The organism is Lewinella sp. IMCC34183 (assembly GCF_003390915.1).
Classification (GTDB): Bacteria; Bacteroidota; Bacteroidia; order Chitinophagales; family Saprospiraceae; genus Neolewinella.
This window is the reverse complement of the sequence record NZ_QMEM01000004.1, coordinates 1-19623: the sequence shown is the minus strand read 5'-3', so window position 1 is coordinate 19623 and position 19623 is coordinate 1. Positions and strand designations below refer to the sequence as shown.

Sequence of the window (19623 nt, the reverse complement as noted above, 5' to 3'; positions counted from 1 at the left end):
TACGCTTATTCGTAGTAGCCGTACCCGTACCCGTAGGAGGCTTTGGGGTTGATACCGTTAATGACGAGGTTGACGCGCGGCAGCTTGCCGGCCTCAATCATCTCGTTAATGTAACCGATGCTCTTCTTCGGCGTAACGCCAATGCGGGTGATGAACAGGGTGATGTTCACAAATTCTTTCATCAACAGGCCGTCGGTCACCACACCCACCGGGGGGGCATCCAGGATGACCACGTCGAAGTCCCGCCGCAGGTTCTCTATCAGAGTGGCCATGCGGTCCTCCATCAGCAGCTCTGCCGGATTGGGGGGCAGGGGGCCGCTGGTGATCAGGGACAGTCCCTCCTGGGCGGTAGGCCGCAAGATTTCTTCGTAGGTCGACTTGCCGATCAGGTAATTGGATAGACCGGTAGCCTTGTGATCCAGCTTTTCATCGGTCACCATTTCGGCGAGTTTAGGCTTGCGCATATCGAGGCCGACGACTACGACCCGCTTTTTGGATAGCGCCAGGGCCGCCGACAGGTTGGTAGCAATAAAACTCTTGCCCTCACCACTTACACTGGAAGTGACCATGATCACCGACGACTGCTGATCGTTCGACAACAGGAAGCCCAGGTTGGTCCGCAGCAGCCGGAAGGCTTCCGCCGCGCCGTTGCGGTTCGTCTTGGTTACGATCACCTGGTGGTGATCGGAGGTTTTGATGATACGGCCGACCACCGGGTAGGGCATGAATTTCATGATCTCCTTCTCGGTGCCGATCCGTGTGCCAAGCAGTTCGCGCAGGAAGATGACGCTGCCGGGCACGAACAGGCCCATGCCGATAGCCAGCAGGTAGATGGCGGGCCGGTTGGGAGAAATAGGCACCGAACTACTGCTGGCCCGGTCGATAATGCGCGTGTTGGGGACCTGGGCGGCAATGGTCAGGGCGGCTTCCTCACGCTTTTCCAGCAGGAACATGAACAGGTTCTGCTTTATCGTCTGCTGGCGCATGATCTGCAGCATACGTTGCTCGTTGGCGGGCATCCGGTTCATCTGGGCCTGCAGGGGGCGGATGCGTTCCTCGATCTTGGCCACCCGCTCGTTGGTTTCCCGCAGGAGCGAGCGGACGCTCCGGTCAATATTGCGCTTCAGGTCCTCCAGCTGCTCGTTGTAGGTAGCCATCATGGGGTGGTCCGGAGTGACGGACTCGAGCCGCTGCTCGCGCTCGAAAATCAGTGTGTTGTACTCGGTGATGAGCTGGGCGAGTACGCCGGAGATGATCTCCGACGAAACCGGCAGCATCTCGTAGCCATCACCTGTTTGCTCCAGGGTGTTGCTGATGTCCTGGATCAGGTCGCGCCGTATCTGGAGTTCCGCCAGCTGGGCGTCGGCCGTGTTCATCTGGGCCAGGTAGTCGGCTCCCTGCGACTGCAGGTCGACGGTCAGGTTAGCGCTTCGCTTGAAGTTGGCTACGTCGGATTCGACCTCGTACAGTTCGTCGGTCACGTAGTCAAGGCGTTCCTCGAGGAAGGCCAGCGTCTTCCCGCCGGTTTCGCTTTGCTCCTCCACGATCTGCTGCTCGTATACCGTGACCAGGGCATTTAGGATGTCTTTTGCCTTCTGAGGCACGGGATCCATAAGGGTCATGCCCACTACGCCGGACTTTCCCACCTGCGATACACCCAGCGATCCCTGGTAGCCACTGGCTACGTTGAAGGGGTTCATCACGTTGACCTGGTAAATCGCCTGGTCGTCGTACGGCACGTCGTTGGGGTCGACGGCCATGGCAAAATTCCGGTTGCCAATCTGGAACGGCTCTCCGTAGGCCACGCTGGTCGTATCGCCGCCGTAACGGATCAGCGAGAAGGTGTTGGCGTTGTCGAAGCGCACCATTACGCTGCCGTATTGGATCGATTCATCCGACCCCCCGGCTACGACGGTAGCCGCCGTGTCCAGCAGGACGAGGCCAAAGTTCTTGGGCTGGTAAATCTCTATGTCCCGGACGGAACCGAGGTGGATGTAGCTGATGTCCAGGCCCAGCAGGTTGACTACCCGCTCCATTAGGTAGTGGGACCGCAGCATGTATATCTCGTTGTCGATGACGTATGTGTTCTCGAAACCGAGTTCGGAAGCAATGACCTGCTTTGACAGCCCCCCCTGCCCGCCGGATTGCTCCTGGATGAGCATGGTGGTACGGGCCTGGTACACGGGAGTCGCATAGCGCAGGTGCAGCCACGCCGCGCCGATGCACGCAGCGATGGCCAGGACGAACCAGTACCAGTTTCGCGCCAGACGCCCCATAAGCGCACCGTAGTCCAGCTGAATGGCCGGAGCAAAGTCGTCGCGCTCAGTGCCTCCGGTCTGCCAGGGCTGGGGAGCGAATTCTTCTGGAATGTTCTTCATAACGTGCTGGTAGGGGGGGATTCAGGGCTAGTTGCCGCGGGTAGCCAGGGTGATCCCCAGGGTCACAACGGAGAGTATTGGCGCCAGGTACGAGAGCAGGCGCTGGGCCGGATCGGAAACCGTGGCCGTTCTCGCCTTGATGGGCTCGACGTATATAGCGTCATTCTGCCGGAGATAGTAGTATTCGGAGTTGAAAATTTCGTCGGTTTGCAGGTTAATGCGCTCTTTGGTGCGCACGCCGTCCTGCTCCCGGATAATAAGCACCGACGCCCGGTTGGCGTAGTCGGTCAGGTCGCCGGCCATGCCCAACGCCTCCAGGAGGGTGACGCGGGAGTTGGAAAGGTAGACCACTCCGGGTACGTTGACCTCACCGAGGATGGTCACCTTGAAGTTCAGGTACCGGACGTTCACGACCGGGTTTTTGAGGTAGGTCTTCAGCTTGCCCCGGATCAGGAACTGAAGAGACTCCAGTGTTTGCCCGGCGGCTTCGACCCGGCCCAGAAGGGGAATATCGATGTAGCCGTCGTCGTCGACCAGGTACCCCTGGAAAAGCTGGATGTTCTGTGGGCTGGCCTGGGAAGTATTGCCGCCTTCGGCACCCTGGTTGAAAGGAAGGGCCGCCTCCGGGTCCACGCTGCCGACATCGACGCGCAGCAGGTCTTTCGGCTGAATGCGCAGGTCGAGGGCGTTTTCAATTTCTTCGGTGGCACCGGACTGGTCGGGGACGTCCCGAAAGTTGACCAGCTCCTGGTAGGAAACACATCCGGAAGCAGCCGTCAGGAGACAGAAAAAAACAAGGTACCTGAAAAGGGATAGGCGCATCATACGGTCGGTCGGGAAGTTAAAGATAGGCGGTTTCGCACGCCTTCGGCGTCTATGCGTCGGAGCAACACACAGCAGGTTATATCGTTATGTTGGGGCAAACTTGCATTGTTGCTCCGTGCTGGATGGGCTCCAGCGGTGGGGTTATGTACCGTCCGCAGGCGCTGATTTGCGCGTTCGGACGGGGGGATAATCGTTTTGGGTAAGGTGAATGGTGGGCGGCTGCCCAGCCGTATACGGCCGGTGGGGCAAGCTCTGGTGCGGAATGTGTGCAGTTACCGACAAAGTTAGTTAAGTGCGATGGACGGCAAGGAGTTACACATAAAATGAACCTTGCTCCCGGGTACAACGCGAAAGCCCGGAACTCTTGTATGAACGGTTCGGTAAAATTGGTAATGGGTGAAAGATCATGGGTGGACGATAGCTGGTGAGTGGCATCATAGAGGTGGCTACTAGCACGTGGAATTCTAAATTCCGGTTCCATGATCGACCCGCCAGTACGTGGAGAGACCTACGGGCGAAACTAATAAGTTGCAAAAGTAAGGGGCTGCGAAGGAAACTGCAACCGGAAGCGCGGCGGGAACGAAAAAACGCGGGCGACGGCGGCGGCCCGGGGGCAGGTGCAGGGTGAAATCCGGTCCAGTAGTGAATAAAAGCACATAGCCCACCTCAGGTGAGTTTGAAATCCACAATTAAGTGAGCACCAAATTAGCTCGCGTTAAAGTTCCAAAAAAATTCCGCTCAGACAGTAACTTTGGCCTCGCTGAGCTCATTTAGCTAGTACATGACCACCCAAATCTGACGGTTCTCTCATACCGTCCTTCCTTAGTTGGCTCTTTTGGGCCACCCAGCTTCCACCTCAAACCCAGGGCGGCAAATGAATGCATTTGTCGGCCGCTGTGCACGATGATCACACAAACTGTTGGCTGGTAACTGTCAGAAGTTACCTTTGTCGGCGCTTAGTAACCAACGTGTAACGGCTCAATTATTGAGTTACCCGCACCCCCGACATAACGGGCGAAACCCTTTGATCGCCTTATTACGTACCTCTTATTTTTAGAGTTGCATGGTTTCGGCCGGTGCAGCTCACCCCAGAAGTGCCGAATCGTTTATTGACACGGACGACCGGTTTTGAATGAGTTTTTGAACAACACACTTTTCGGTAACCCGTGGGCACCGCCCGCGAAAACCGTTCCAGCCACGCTGTCCCGGCTGAACGGTGCCGATAAACTGACACTGATGAACAACACTTTACGGATCGCCTTCACCACTTTCTCCCTGTTTTTCTCTTTGTGGGTTTCCGCTACCGGTGCCCCCACGAATAAGCCGGGAACCACGGAGCCGTCTGCTGCTGCCTTGGTTGACTGTTCTCCGATTAGTACCCTGCCCTGTGATGAGGTGGAAGTATCGCTTCCTTTCTCACTCGGCTTCGGAGGTAATGACGGGGGACTGAAAGATGTCAACGATGCCGGAACTGGATTCACGATGGTCGACGCGCCTTCGATAACCCAGTTTCCCGTAATCTCCGCCTTTCCTTCGGTACCCGGTTACGAGCCGCAGCTCCTCAACCTCACCAACGGCCGGCTGAATATCACCACCACCCGCGGCATCCGGTACGAGCAGCCACCCGCCAGTAGCGACAACAACACGCAGGTCAACGCCCTGGGCGTAGGCTTTCAGGCACCCGGTAGCGTATTCGACCTCTCCGTCGACCTCGCTCAGCCCGATTTCAGTTCCAGCCCCACTTCCGGCAACCAGCAGGGTGGGGTATGGTACGGTCTCGACGAAAACAACTACGTCGAACTGTCCCTCGTCAAGGTTTCCGAACGGGTGCAGGCCGTCCAGTTGCTCGTCGAGCGTACTAACGCTACCGATCCTTCCAAAGTGGTCATCAATACCATTCGGTCGAGCGCTTTCGAGAGCAGCGCCGGCACCATCAGCCTGCGGCTGCGGGTCGATCCGGTCTTCGGTACCGTAAGCGGATACTATTCCGTCGACGGGGCCAGGGAACTGCAGGTCGGTACCAGTACCCAGAATTCTCTCCCGCTGCCCAAGAGCTTCGGGATCGGCCTCGACCACGACGCCAACGGCGATACGCCTAACCTGAGCTTCGGCGGCATTTTCGCTACTCACCGCCTGGCCCCCCGCGGGGAGTCGGTGGTTTTCTCGTTTGACAACTTTGGCATCGATGTTCCGGCCTTCACCCCGTCGCTGATCCTGTCGCCCGACAACGTAGAACTACAGCAGTACGCCGGAGACGCGCCCGAGGCCATTGACGTTCGCCTCCTGGTCAACGACAGCAAGACCCCGAACATTACCTTGTCCGACGATCCCGCCTCCAGCGACTGGCTGGTGCTGCCCGCCCCTTCCGACGTCAAGCCGGGCGAGCTTTTCCTCTATACCAAGCCCAACCTGCCCGAGGGTACCTACAGCACCACGCTCATCGCGATGGCTGACGGATACCAGAGTGCCGAGATGCTGGTGTGGCTGGAGGTCCTTCCGGCCAGCACCACTCCCCGGGTCATTAGCAGCGTCCCCTCCGACGGGGCTACCGGAGTCACGCTGACCACCTCGATCTCCGCCAACAACCTGTACGTGCCGAACGAGCAGGACGGAATCTACGGGGTGGATAACAGTACGATCAATAACGAGACGGTCCGCCTCTTCAACGTGACCTTTAACCGCTACGTGACCTCTACCGCCAACGGTACGGGCGGCGGCGACGGCATCAACGTAACTCCGGCTACGAGCCTGGAACCCAATACGACCTACCGCTTTGAGATCGACGGTGTACGCGACCTCACCGGCGTAGCTTTCGAACCGTATACCGCAACATTCACCACCGCCGCGGGCGGCGGTGCCGGCGCTACCGCGCTGGACGGCGTCTCCTTTACCAAAGTAGGCAACGTGGTCACCGGCAATAAGTACTCCTCCCTGGTGGTGGGCCCTGACCGCAACCTGTACGGATTGCGCCTGTCCGGAACCGTCGACCGTTGGCGGATCGAGTCGGACGGTACGCTCGTGGATCGGCAGGTGATCACCACCCTGGAAGATAAGTACGGCCCCCGTGCCGCCATCGGCATGGCCATTCCGCCCAACATCAACGCCGGCGATCCCGTGCGCGTCTTCATCAGTCACTCCGAAGGGGTGCTTAGTGGCGGTAAAGCATGGGACGGCAAGATCAGCGAACTCAGCGGTCCCGACCTGGGCACCGAGCGGTTGGTAGTAACTAACCTCCCCCGGTCGCGGCGTGACCACCTCACGAACGGTATCGCTTTCAACGAGAACGAACCGGTCGTTCTCTACTTCAACGTGGGCTCCAACAGTGCCGGCGGCGCACCCGACAAGTACTGGGGTAACCGCGAGGAGCGGCTGCTCAGCGGTGCTACCCTTCGCCTCGACCTAGACCTCCTGCCGCCAAACAAGTGGCCGCTGAATGCCAAGACCACGATGGACCAGGATGCCATCAATAACGTGGACGTCAACTCGCCCACCCTGGGCTCGGGACAGGGCACCTTCATCGAGAACGGTGAAGCCCTGCCAAACGACGGTACGTACAACCCGTACTACGTCAACGCCCCCCTCACGCTCTTCGCCACGGGCGTCCGAAACGCGTATGACTTGGCTTGGCACCCCAACGGACAGCTTTACGTGCCCACTAACGGTACGGCCGGCGGCAGCAATACCCCCGCGTCGGTCGACGGAACTCGTCGCCCCAACGGCACCTACTACGACCACAGCGATCCGAAATTTCCGATCGTTCCGGCTACGTTCGCCAACAACACCCAGCGTGACTTTCTCTTCCGGATCAACCCCAACGAGGAACCGCTGCCGTTTTTCGGCCACCCGAACCCGACCCGGGGCGAATTCGTCCTCAACCGCGGCCCCGTCGACGTCGACGGTTACCCGAATTACGTGGTCCCCGACCCCAACTACCGGGGGCTTGCCTACAACTTCGACTACAATAAATCGCCCAACGGCGTCACCGTGTACCGCAACGGTGCCCAGGGCGGCAAGATGCAGGGCGTGATCCTGGTCTGCCGCTACAGCGGGGGCAGCGACATCATCGCGCTGGTACCCAACGGTCCCAACGGCGATATCTTGACGAGTAAGATCGGCATTCCCGGTCTGACGCAGTTTCAGGATCCGCTCGACATCATCGAAGACGAATTGACGGGTAACCTGTACGTCTCCGACTATGGTACCTCCTCTATCGTGCTGGTGAAGCCCAGCGAGAACTCCCGTCCGCAGCCCAACATTACGGTTGATCCTCTGGCGGTGGTGACCGACGATGTGGCTGACGGCGTGGCCGGAAAGAGTATCCCGATTTCGGTGTTCAACACCGGAAACGCAGCGCTGATCAAGCCTTCCGTACGGCTTACGGGCCCCGATGCGAACCAGTTCTCCATCAACCTCTCTACCGTACCGAAGGAGGTGCTCGACGCCAACCGTTCGTTCACCTTCTCGCTGCTGTTTAACCCTACCAGCCCCGGTAACAAGTCGGCTACGCTGGAAATCTCGGGTGAGAACGCGGTGGTTTCCGCGGAAATCCCGCTGAACGGCCTCGGAAAGAAGGGGACGGGCGGTTCCAACGAGCCCTCGCTGCAGGAGATCGTCGATGCGTACGGCTACCCGATCAACGTGGGTGACACTGATCCGACAACCAACCCGATCGAGTTGGCGGGCGGTAGCACCGACTACAATAAGCTAATCGGAGAGGAGGTCGCCATCCAGTACTTTCAGAAGGCGGTTGATTCGCCCATCGATATCGAGGTGCTGGGCGTCTTTGGTCCCGAGGCTGACGACCCCATCACGGGCTTCGGCTGGTACGAGAGCGGCGTTGTCGCCTCGGCCTCGGAACTCTTCACGATCCGCAACACCAAGAAGGGGAACGGGCAAACGCTCGACCCGGACATCAACGGTGTCCTGCAGTTCAATCCGGGCGAAAAGGTATTCGGCTTCTACAGCCGCTGGCCCTACTTCGACGACCGCTATCTTTATTCGGAGGACGTGCTCAACCAATTTGAGAATGCCATCCCGCACCACGTACGCGTATTTGAGGTACCCGGCGAGGATAATACCTATATAGTAGCCTTCGAGGAGCACTTCAACGGCTTCGACTACCAGGACCTGGTGGTGTTGGTACGCAACGTCGAACCCGCCGACCTGGTACTTGCTCCCCAGATCACCGCGACTCCTCCCGAACTGCTATTCGAGGCTATGGAGAAAACGGATGGGCCGCAGTCGGACGTAGACGTACTTACCATTACGAATACGGGTAACGCCACGCTGACGATTACGGACGTAACACTGTCCGGTGCCCTGGCCGGCAATTTCTCGTTCGTCGGCCCCCGGCAGATCAGCCTTGCACCTGCGTCCTCGCAACAATACCGGATCACGTTTGATCCGCCCAATAACGCCGGCAACCTCGGATACCAGCCCGTGACGATGACCTTCGGCACCAACACCGATCAGGGCGACTACACCGTAGGTCTTTACGGCCTCAAGGTGCGCGGATACGGCGGTGGCAACGAGCCTCCGCTGCAGGACGTGGTCAAGACGCTAGGCTTCGATATCAACGTAGGCTGGAATACGGTAGCCGGCCCCACGGACATCGGACCCTACGGAGAGGAAGTACTGGAACCCCTGTTCCAGTCCGCCGGCCCCGGAGGGGTAACCATTACCGCCGTAGCGCGGTACTCTCCCCAGGAGCGTCTGCCTTTCGGTTGGTACCAGGTAGACGGCAACGGACTGACCGTACACAACCAGGTAGGAATCCTGAAGGACGGCGAGTCCGAGAGTCAAATGCTGTACCCGCCCCGGGAGAGTGGTGACCGCACGACGACCTTCACCCCCCGCGGTGCCTTCGGTCTATACGTATATTCGAATTCCTTTAACCGGTACAACTACACCGAAGACTCCAAGAACGACCCCGCGGACGGGCTCACCCACCGCGCTCGCGTGTACCCCGTCCGGGACCGTCAGGGCAATCCGGTACAGAACAGCTACCTGGTAGGTTTTGAGGACGCCGCGAACGGCGACTACCAGGACTACCTGTTCCTGATCACCAACGCACAGCCTTACGTTGCTCCCGAGCCTGCACTGGCCTTCGAACCGGCACAGGTACAGGTGAATGCCGTCACCGGCAGCCTTTCCACCCGCTACCCGGTGGACCTGACCTCCAATACGCCCATCGCGGACAATGCAGTGACCCTGGAAGCGAATCAGCCTTGGATTATCCTGCCCGCCAGCTACGTATTTGGCGAAACCATCGACGTGGTGGTTGATGCTTCCCAGCTTGACTTCGGCGTATACTCAGGTACCGTTACCGCCAAGGCTAACGGATACATTACGGCCACGCTCGAGGTACGCGCCACCGTCCGCAACCGGGACGTGGCGGGTACCGTCCGGATCAACTTCCAGGACGATACCTTCGATCCCCCAGCGGGCTACGTAGCCGATATCGGCGCGCCCTACGGAAAACGCGCTAACGGGCTTACCTACGGCTGGATCAACCCGGTGGACAAGACGCCCGCCGACAATACCGAGGCCGCCCGCGGTATCGAGCGGGGCATCACCCCGACCAGCTCCGACCAGGATAAGCTGCTGCGTTCATTCAACCAGCTCGACATCCCCGGTCGCGGCGCTCCCCACGACTGGGAGATCGCCCTGCCCAATGGACTGTACCGCGTGGAACTTGCCGCCGGCGACCCGTCTAACTTCACCAGCCAGCATACTCTGCGGGCAGAAGGAGTAAGCGTGATCGAAGATTTCGTACCGTCCAGCGCCAGCACTTTCCGGGTGGGAATTGACACCGTCAGGGTCAACGATGGTAAGCTTACGATCGATGACTTCGGTGCGCCCATTGACGGGAACAGCAAAATCATGTACCTGGACGTAATTCCGGTCGACAGTACCGGATTCCAGCCTCTTCTGGAGGCCGATATCGTCGGTAACCAGAACAAAGCCGGTGACTACTACGGACGTGTTACAGTGACCCTTAATGCAGCGGACCGGTCCGGCAGCGGTGGGTTGAGCGACATCTACTACACGCTGAACGGGGGGGCACCGGTGCTGTATACGGCTCCCTTTGAAGTGAGTATTCCCGCTGGAAAAACGGCACAGCCAAATCAGTTGCTTGCCACCGTCACGGATGGCCGCGGTAACGAGGCCCGGATCAATGAGTCTTTCACCCTCATTCAGAGTACCGGAGCTTTAATCCGGCTCGAAAACATGACTGCGGTGCAGGGTACTGATATTGGTATTCCGGCCGACGACTGGTTTACCTTCAACCGGCTGAAACGCAATACGAATTTCCAGGGAACCCTGGTCGTTCCGCGGACGGAGCATACCATGCGTATTCACAACGATGGAAGCAGCCCACTGATTATCACGGAGCTAACCACTACCGACACTAGCCGGTACATCGTTGCCGATACTATCGTCCCTCAGGATGGTATCGTAATTGCTGCCGGTGGGCACCTTGACGTTGTATTACGCTTCATCAACAGAGATGAGGTGTACCGGGAGTTGCTTACCGAAAAGCTGGTCATTGTTTCCAACGCCGACAACGCCTTGAGCACCGGTGCCACGTTGACCGGTATTTATATGCCTGGAGCAGAGGGTAGTAATGAGCCTAGCGCCCAGGAAATTATTGAGTCGTTCGGCTTCAAGACCGAGATGGGGCGTGATGCAAACGGCAAGATTATTACCAAGCCCGACTCTTACGTGCCTACCGATGAGCAGATCGAATCCGGCTTGGAGGGTGATATGATTCTCTCCGACTGGTTCGTGCAGGCGGATCCTACCGAGGACGTCGTCATGCTTCAATTGGCTGCTTTCCACTCCCGGGGAGCAAACAAGTCGCTGGTCTTCGTCGAAGGTGGTACCACACCGCGATTAAGTATGGACCACGCTCCGTCGTGGTTTCAGTCGGTACTGCCCTGGAACCGAAATGACCTACCCCGCCTGACCGGTGTCCGTACCCCGACCATCGACAAACGTTTCTACTTGGAGGTGACCGGGTACAGTTCGCAGGGAGGAGACTTCAAGGGCGAGAACGCTGACCAGCAACTCGGTGTCCGTATGTATAAGGTTATCGACCGGGACGGTAACGTGGTTCCGAACCGCTACATCGTGCTGCAGGACAACATTCTGTACGGTTGTTCGATCAGCGCGGGTAACTGCGACTTCCAGGATAACGTGTTGATGCTGATCAACGTACGCCCAGAGAACAAGCCCTCGGCGACTGCGATAGCTAACGTAAGCCTCGACGTACTGGAGACAAAAACGCACGACGTCTCTCCCTTCTTCGACAAGGGCTACTCGGGTAATCGCCTGACCTACCAAGCCACCCTGGAGAGCGGCCAGCCGCTGCCCAACTGGGTACGCCTGGACAGCACCACGGGTATCTTTACCCTGGTGCCTGGCGTACCTCAGGCCAACCAAACCCTGCGCGTCAGGGTGACGGGTACGGACTACAACCTGCTGACCGCCAGCTCGACCTTCACGATTTCCGTACGGTCCACGACCATCACCTGTACGGTCGATGCGAACGTCGGCGGTGTCGAAAAAGCCCTCAACTGTAACACCGGAACCGTTCGCCTGAGCGGTATGGTATCCGAAGGCGGCTACCGCTGGACGGGCCCCAACAACTTTACTTCGACCGAGCAAAACCCCGTAGTAAGCGTAGCGGGCACCTATACCCTCCGCAGCAGCGCCAACAACTGCCCGGTAGAGAGCACCGTGGAGGTGGGAGCACGGCCTACCGCCGCTTCCCTTACGGTGAACGTGCCGTTCACCTCCCTAACCTGCTCGGTTGAGGAGATTGAGCTTTCGGCCCTTTCCACCGATACCAAGGCTACCTACCGGTGGTACAATGCCTCGAATGTCGATGTCGGCACCACCACTTCACTGACCGTAACGAAGGCCGGTACTTACCGGGTGGAGGCCAGCAGCGGTAACGGATGTGTGGTAAGCCGTACCGTCCAGATCAAGCAGGACTTCTCCGCCCCCAGCGCGGGAGTGGATGGATCCATCACCGTTTGCGGCAGTGGAGAAAGCTTCAGCCTGTACAACCGGCTCTCAGCCTTTGGCGGATCTCCGCAGGCTGGGGGAACGTGGACCTACAACGGAACGGTGGTTTCGGATCAGTTCGACCCCGCCACCTTCGATGCGGGTGACTATATCTACACCGTTGGCGGTCGAAACGGTTGCGGTTACGACGCGTCGCGACTGACCGTTTCCATAACCACGCCCCAGCTCTACTTCGCGGACATCGACCGCGACGGCTACGGTGATCCCAACGCTCCCCTGTACTCCTGCGTGGTGCCTCCCGGCTACGTGACCAACGCGGCGGATAACTGCCCCACGGTCAACTCAAGCAGCCTGGCCGACGCCGATGGCGACGGTCTGGGTGACGCCTGTGATCCGGACGACGACAACGACGGGGTGCCCGACATCGACGACTGTCAGCCCTTCAACTCCCGCATCGGTCTGGCCACCGAGTACTTCGCGGATTTTGACGGCGACGGCTTCGGCGACCCCAACAACAGCTTCAAGACGTGTGCCCTCGCTCCCGAGAATTACGTCTCCAACAATTTCGATAACTGTCCCACTGTCTTTAACCCCGACCAGGTGGACAGTGACGGCGACGGCCTGGGTGACTCCTGTGACGAATCCGCGGCCGGTAGTTCCGTCTTCTGGCTGGAAGCCGAGTGTGCGGAAGTTGGCGACAACTGGTCACGCATCCGCTCGGATAGTGTCTCGGGCGGAGTCTACCTCGTGACGAACGAGGAGGCACGTCGCGACCCCCCGGCGGACGAGGCGGCCAACCTAATCACCTTCTACCTGGAAGGCGTGCAGGCCGGCAACTACACCATCGCCGGGCGCGTATTTGCTCCCGCCGCCGATGGCGACTCGTTTTGGGTGCGCATCAACGGTGGCCCGTGGTTCCGCTGGTGGCGTGCTTTTCCCCAGGGATACTGGGGATGGGCCTCCTGGCTGGACGAAGGGATACCCCTGCCCAACGGTGATGTCCGTATCGACGTGACGTTCCGTGAAGCCGGTGCACGCTTTGATAAACTGTTCCTGACCCTCGACAGCCGTATCCCCACCGGTTTCGGCGAAGAGGCATTCAACTGTTCACCCAACTTGAACCAGGCTCCCCTGGCCGTGGCAGACCTGCAGCCAAAGTACGGTATCGCACCCCTTGATGTCACCCTTGACGGATCCGGGTCGACCGACAGCGACGGTACGATCGAAAACTACCTGTGGAGCTGGGGCGGAGTCCGCGATACCTCCGGGGTAGCCCCGACCGTCACCTTCGGAGAAGGCAACTACAGTGTGACCCTCACCGTGACCGACGATAAGGGTACCACCGGTAAGGCCATTCGTCCGCTCCAGGTACTCAACCCGGATGACGATACGGACGGTGACGGCGTGTTGAATGCAGACGATGTGTGTCCGCTGGTGTCGAACCCGGAGCAGTCCCTGCTCACGTTCTACGCCGACGAGGACAATGATGGTTTCGGCGATCCCGACGTCTACGTAGAAAACTGCGAGGCTCCTCCGGGCTACGTTTCGAACTCCCTGGACAACTGTCCTACCATCACCTCTACCGACCTGACGGATACCGACGGCGACGGGATTGGTGACCTGTGTGACGACGACGACGACGGCGACGGATTCCCCGACGACCAGGACTGCGACCCGTTGAACCCGCGGGTAGGAGAGTTCACCATATACTATGCCGACATTGACGGCGACGGTTTCGGTGACCCCAACATGAGCATCACCGACTGCTCCCAGCCCGAAGGCTATGTTCTCGACAATACTGACAACTGCCCCGACGTCTACAACCCCGACCAGATGGACAGCGACGGCGACGGTATCGGTAATACCTGTGACCCCTCCGTAGTCGGCACCAGCACCTTCTGGCTGGAGGCCGAGTGTGCGGAAGTGGGTGCCAACTGGACAGTAGCGTCCGATGCCAATGCATCCCGCGGCGCGTACGCGGTATTCCCGAATGGTAACTCCTTCAACGAAGCCCCGGAAGATATTCCGGCCAACTACGTTCGCTTCCGCGTTGCCGGAGCGCAGCCGGGTACCTACCACATCTTCGCTCGCGTACTGGCCAGTGACGGATCCAACGATTCGTTCTGGTACCGGGTCAACGGCGGAGAGTGGGTACGCTGGACCCAGGGCATCGCCCCCGATCGCAATTTCCAGTGGCGTGAACTCGTGGAAAGCCCCTACGCCTTCGCGGAAGGGCCGGCCACAATCGACATCAGCTACCGGGAAGACGGAACCTACCTGGACAAACTCTACCTGAGCAAGTCGGATACGTTCCCGTCCGGTACCGGACCGCAGGCAACCAACTGCGGAGACGTCGTTAACCAAAAGCCCGTAGCCGTGGCAACCGCCTCTCCGGAGTCCGGCAACGGCCCGCTGGCCGTTCTGTTTGACGGTAGCGGATCCACCGATGCCGACGGTACCATCATTAGCTACGACTGGAAGTGGGCCAACGGAAGCGCAGTCGGTGTGAACCCGTCCGTGACGTTCCCCGACGGTACATATAACGTTACGCTTACCGTAACCGACGAGGACGGAGGTAAGGGTACGGACGTGGTTACCATCAATGCTATCCGGGACGAAACCGATACCGACGGTGACGGCATCCGCGACGTGGAGGACAACTGCCCGCTGGTACCCAATGCGGACCAGTCGCAGAATACCTACTACGCCGACTTTGACGGTGACGGCTACGGCGATCCCGCCGCAACCATCCTCGCCTGTACGCCGCCGGAAGGTTACGTGGACAACGCCCTCGATAACTGTCCGACCCGCAAGTCCTTTGACCTGACCGATACCGATGGAGACGGCCTGGGCGACGCCTGTGATCCCGACGACGACAACGATGGCGTTCTGGACGGACAGGACTGCTACCCGCTGGATTCCACGCGCAGCGTTGGCCCCACCTTCTACGCCGACCGTGATGGTGACGGCTTCGGTGATCCCAACGAATTCGTTTCCGCCTGTATCCAGCCTTCCGGGTTTGTACTGAACAATACCGACAACTGCCCCACCATACCGAACCCCGACCAGTCGGACGTAGATAACGACGGTGTCGGTGACGTTTGTGATTCCTCCACCCCGGGCATCAACGTCTTCTGGCTCGAAGCCGAATGCGCACAAGTGGGTAGCCTGTGGAAAGTCGTGGCGGATACCGCCGCTTCGGGAGGTTCCTACGTCGTTACCGAAGGCAACGGCAGCCGCACGGCTCCGGAAGATGACGCCAACAACCGCGTCCGCTTCGTGATGGACCGCGTACGTGCCGGACGGTACTATATCTTCGCCCGTATCAAGGCGCCTTCCAGTTCGGATGACTCGTTCTGGTTCCGCGTTAACAACGGTAAGTGGCAGGAATGGAATGTCGGCATCACCGTCGGCAACCAATACAACTGGAACGAACTGATCAACAACCCCTTCGAGCTCAGAGAAGGATACAACACCGTTGACTTCTCGTTCCGTGAGGATGGTACCCAACTCGACCGCCTCCACATCGACTACGAAGGTGACATACCCGTAGGCGTGGGTGGCCCCGCTACCAACTGTGGTAACACCACTCCCCAGAACGCCCCGCCCGTAGCTGTCGCTCAGGCGGACGTTACCCAGGGACCGGCACCGCTCACCGTAAACCTTGACGGAGGTGCCAGTACTGACAGTGACGGTACGATCGCCAGCTACAGGTGGAACTGGGGAGCCGGTTCCGCCAGTGGTGTGGCTCCCACCGTGACCTTTACCGACCCGGGTACCTATACGGTGACCCTTACCGTTACCGACGATGACGGTGCCCGCGATACCGACGAGGTGACCATCACCGTGGAGCAAGCCGGCAACGCCCTGCCGGTAGCAGTGGCTACGGCCGATACGCTAAGTGGCAACGCTCCGCTGGATGTCAACTTCTTCGCCAACAGTTCCTATGATACGGACGGCACGATCGTGTCGTACGCCTGGGACTGGGGATCCGGCAACGCGACCGGTGCGTCCGCTTCGGCAACCTTTGCCGCCGGCACGTACTTCGTTACGCTTACGGTGACCGATGACCTGGGAGGTACGGGAACCGATGTCCTGACAGTACAGGCGTTCGAGGTAGGCGTCGATACGGACGGCGACGGTATTCCCGATGCCGAAGACAACTGTCCGACCGTGTCCAACCCGGATCAGACCCTGACGACGTTCTACGCCGATCGCGACGGTGACCAGTTGGGTGATCCCGACGACACTATCGAAGCCTGTGAGCTTCCCGAAGGGTACGTAACCAACGCCGACGATGCCTGTCCTACGGTGGCTTCCACCGATACGACGGATACGGACGGCGACGGGACTCCCGATGCCTGCGACGACGACCAGGATGGTGACGGAATTCCCAACGCCGACGACTGTGATCCCCTGAACGACGCGATCGGTGCCAAGATCACGTACTACGCGGATGAAGACGGTGACGGGTTTGGTGACATCAACAAGCCGCTCCTGGCCTGCGCGCAGCCCGATGGCTACGTTCTCAACAACACGGATAACTGCCCCGACGTAGCCAATCCCGACCAGGTCGACAGCGATCTGGACGGCGTAGGCGACAGCTGTGAGACAGTAGATCCGGTCGGTACAACCTCTTTCACTTTGGAGGCGGAGTGTGCACAAGTAGGAGGCAACTGGAAAATCCTCGACGAGAGTGAGGCTTCAACCGGTAAGTCCGTAGCCTACTACGGTACGCGCTCATCCAAGACGGCCCCCGCCGATCTCCCGGAGAATTACATCCGCTTCATCTTTGACGATGCGCGGGCCGGAGCATTCCACCTTTTCGCCCGGGTAAAAGCGGACGATGCGAGCGACGACTCATTCTGGGTGCGTGTCAACCAGGGAGAGTGGGTCCTCTGGAACGGATACCCCACCTACGGCCGGTACTTCTGGGATGTGGTAGACGGTAACCCGATCACCCTTACCGCCGGACGTAATACCATTGACTTCGCCTACCGTGAGGCCGATGCGAAACTGGACAAGATCCACGTGGATATGGATCCTTCCCTGCCCACCGGGTTGGGGGATACCGATACCAACTGTGGCTCCTCGCCCGTCAACGTTCTGCCCATCGCCGATGGAAAAGGCAGCCAGACCAGCGGGTTTGCGCCGCTGACCATCACGCTGGACGGTTCGTTCTCGTCCGATCCTGACGGCACCATCGTATCCTACGACTGGGCCTGGGAGGGCGGCAGCGCCAGCGGTGTGATTGTAGACGCCGAGTTCCCCGACCCCGGCAGCTACTCGATCGTACTCACGGTGACGGACGATAAAGGCGGTACCGATACCGACGTCGTTTCCCTGACGGTCATTGCACCCGCCAACGTGGCCCCGACCGCAGTTGCGGCAGCGGATCCCTTGCAGGGTGAAGCTCCGCTTACCGTTCAACTGGACGGTAGCGGTTCGACCGACAGCGACGGCCAGATCGCAAGCTACGGCTGGACCTATGCAGGTGGTGCTATCTCTACCGACGCCAACGCTTCCGTTGAGCTTACTACTCCTGGCAGCTACGCAATCGTACTGACGGTCACCGATGACGACGGCGCCACGGCAGCGGATACGGTAACGGTGAACGTCTACGCCCCCAACGTCGACACCGATGGTGACGGCACGCCGGACGCAGAAGACACCTGTCCCCTCATTGCCAACCCCGACCAATCAACGACGACGTACTACGCCGACGCTGACGGTGACGGGCTGGGTGATCCGAACGATACCATTGAAGCCTGTGAGGCGCCCGATGGTTACGTGAGCAATGCGGACGACTGTGACCCCACCGACCCGAATGCCGGAGTGGTGCGTACCTACTACGCTGACGCAGATGGCGATGGATTCGGTGATCCGAATGACTTCGTGACCACCTGTGGACAGCCTGTAGGTTACGTACTCGACAATACCGACAACTGCCCGGACGTGGCCAACCCCGACCAGGCTGACGGTGACAACGATGGTGTCGGCGACGCCTGTGATTCCGATGTTGTAGGAATCAGTTCCTTCACTTTTGAAGCCGAGTGTGCTCAGGTCGGCGCACGCTGGTCGACAACGTCGAGCGCCAACGCCTCCGGAGGCAAGTACGTCGTCTACGACGGTACCAGCTCGAACAAGGTTGCGCCGGCAGACGAGGCCGCCAATTACGTTCGCTTCCAGGTCACTAATGCCAGTGCCGGACAGTACTATCTCTACGCTCGTGTCCACGGACGCGACGCAGGTCGGGATTCCTACTGGGTACGCGTCAACGGCGGCGAGTGGGTCCGGTGGAACGGTTTCAAGATCTACAACCAGTTCCTCTGGCGTGAAGTAGCCGGTAACCCGGTAACCCTTACCGCCGGCAGCAACACGATCGACTTCGCTTACCGCGAAAACGGAACCTTCCTCGACAAGATCCACCTCGACCAGGAAGCCGGCATGCCCACCGGTATGGGCGAGCAGGATCTTCAGTGTGGCAGTGCGCCGCAGAACTCCGCCCCCCTGGCCGTGGCTACCGCTACCCCCCAGAGTGGTGTAGCTCCGCTCACGGTGCAGCTCACCGGTAACCAATCCAGTGACAAAGACGGTACCATCGCCGCCTACTCTTGGAGCTACTCCGGTGGAACGATTGCGGCACGGGACGCCGAGCTTACGTTCACCGAACCGGGCGTGTACAGCATGGTGCTGACCGTTACTGACGATAAGGGAGCTACCGCTACCTCCAGCGTTAATATCACGGTGACCGAACCGGTGGTAGCCAACGTCGCCCCGACGGCGCTTGCCGCAGTAACGCCAATCAGCGGCACCGCTCCGCTGACGGTAACGATGGACGCCACGGGCTCGACCGACACCGACGGCAGCATCACGGCCTACCTGTGGAGCTACCCCGGCGGCACGTCCACCATCGCGACGGATGAGGTGACCTTCACCGAACCGGGCGCTTACGATGTGGTCCTGACCGTCACCGACGACGACGGAGCCACCGGCACGGAAACCGTTACGGTGACCGTCGCCGAGCCGGCCAACGTCGCCCCGACGGCGGTTGCCCTGGTCACCCCGACCAGTGGCGTAGCCCCGCTGAAGGTGTCCCTCGACGCCACGGGCTCGACTGACACCGACGGCAGCATCACGGCCTACCTGTGGAGCTACCCCGGCGGCACGTCCACCATCGCGACGGATGAGGTGACCTTCACCGAACCGGGCGCTTACGATGTGGTCCTGACCGTTACCGACGACGACGGAGCTGCGGGTACGGAAACCGTTACGGTGACCGTCGCCGAGCCGGCCAACGTCGCCCCGACGGCGGTTGCCCTGGTCACCCCGACCAGTGGCGTAGCCCCGCTGAAGGTGTCCCTCGACGCCACGGGCTCGACTGACA

At 59.7% G+C, this 19623-nt stretch carries 3 protein-coding genes; 1 reads left to right on the top strand and 2 read right to left on the bottom strand.

What is annotated here, in order from left to right:
- Positions 1 to 5: 5 nt before the first annotated feature.
- Positions 6 to 2378, bottom strand: coding sequence for a GumC family protein (locus DQG19_RS09855; RefSeq protein ID WP_116126095.1), 2373 nt, complete (start codon positions 2376 to 2378; stop codon positions 6 to 8).
- Positions 2379 to 2405: 27 nt separating this feature from the next.
- Positions 2406 to 3203, bottom strand: coding sequence for a polysaccharide biosynthesis/export family protein (locus DQG19_RS09850; RefSeq protein WP_116126094.1), 798 nt, complete (start codon positions 3201 to 3203; stop codon positions 2406 to 2408).
- 1236 nt (positions 3204 to 4439) lie between these two features.
- On the opposite strand from DQG19_RS09850, the gene DQG19_RS09845 reads away from it, so the two are divergent.
- Positions 4440 to 19623 (top strand): PKD domain-containing protein (locus DQG19_RS09845; protein WP_157974430.1); only part of this gene is annotated, 15184 nt, incomplete at its 3' end.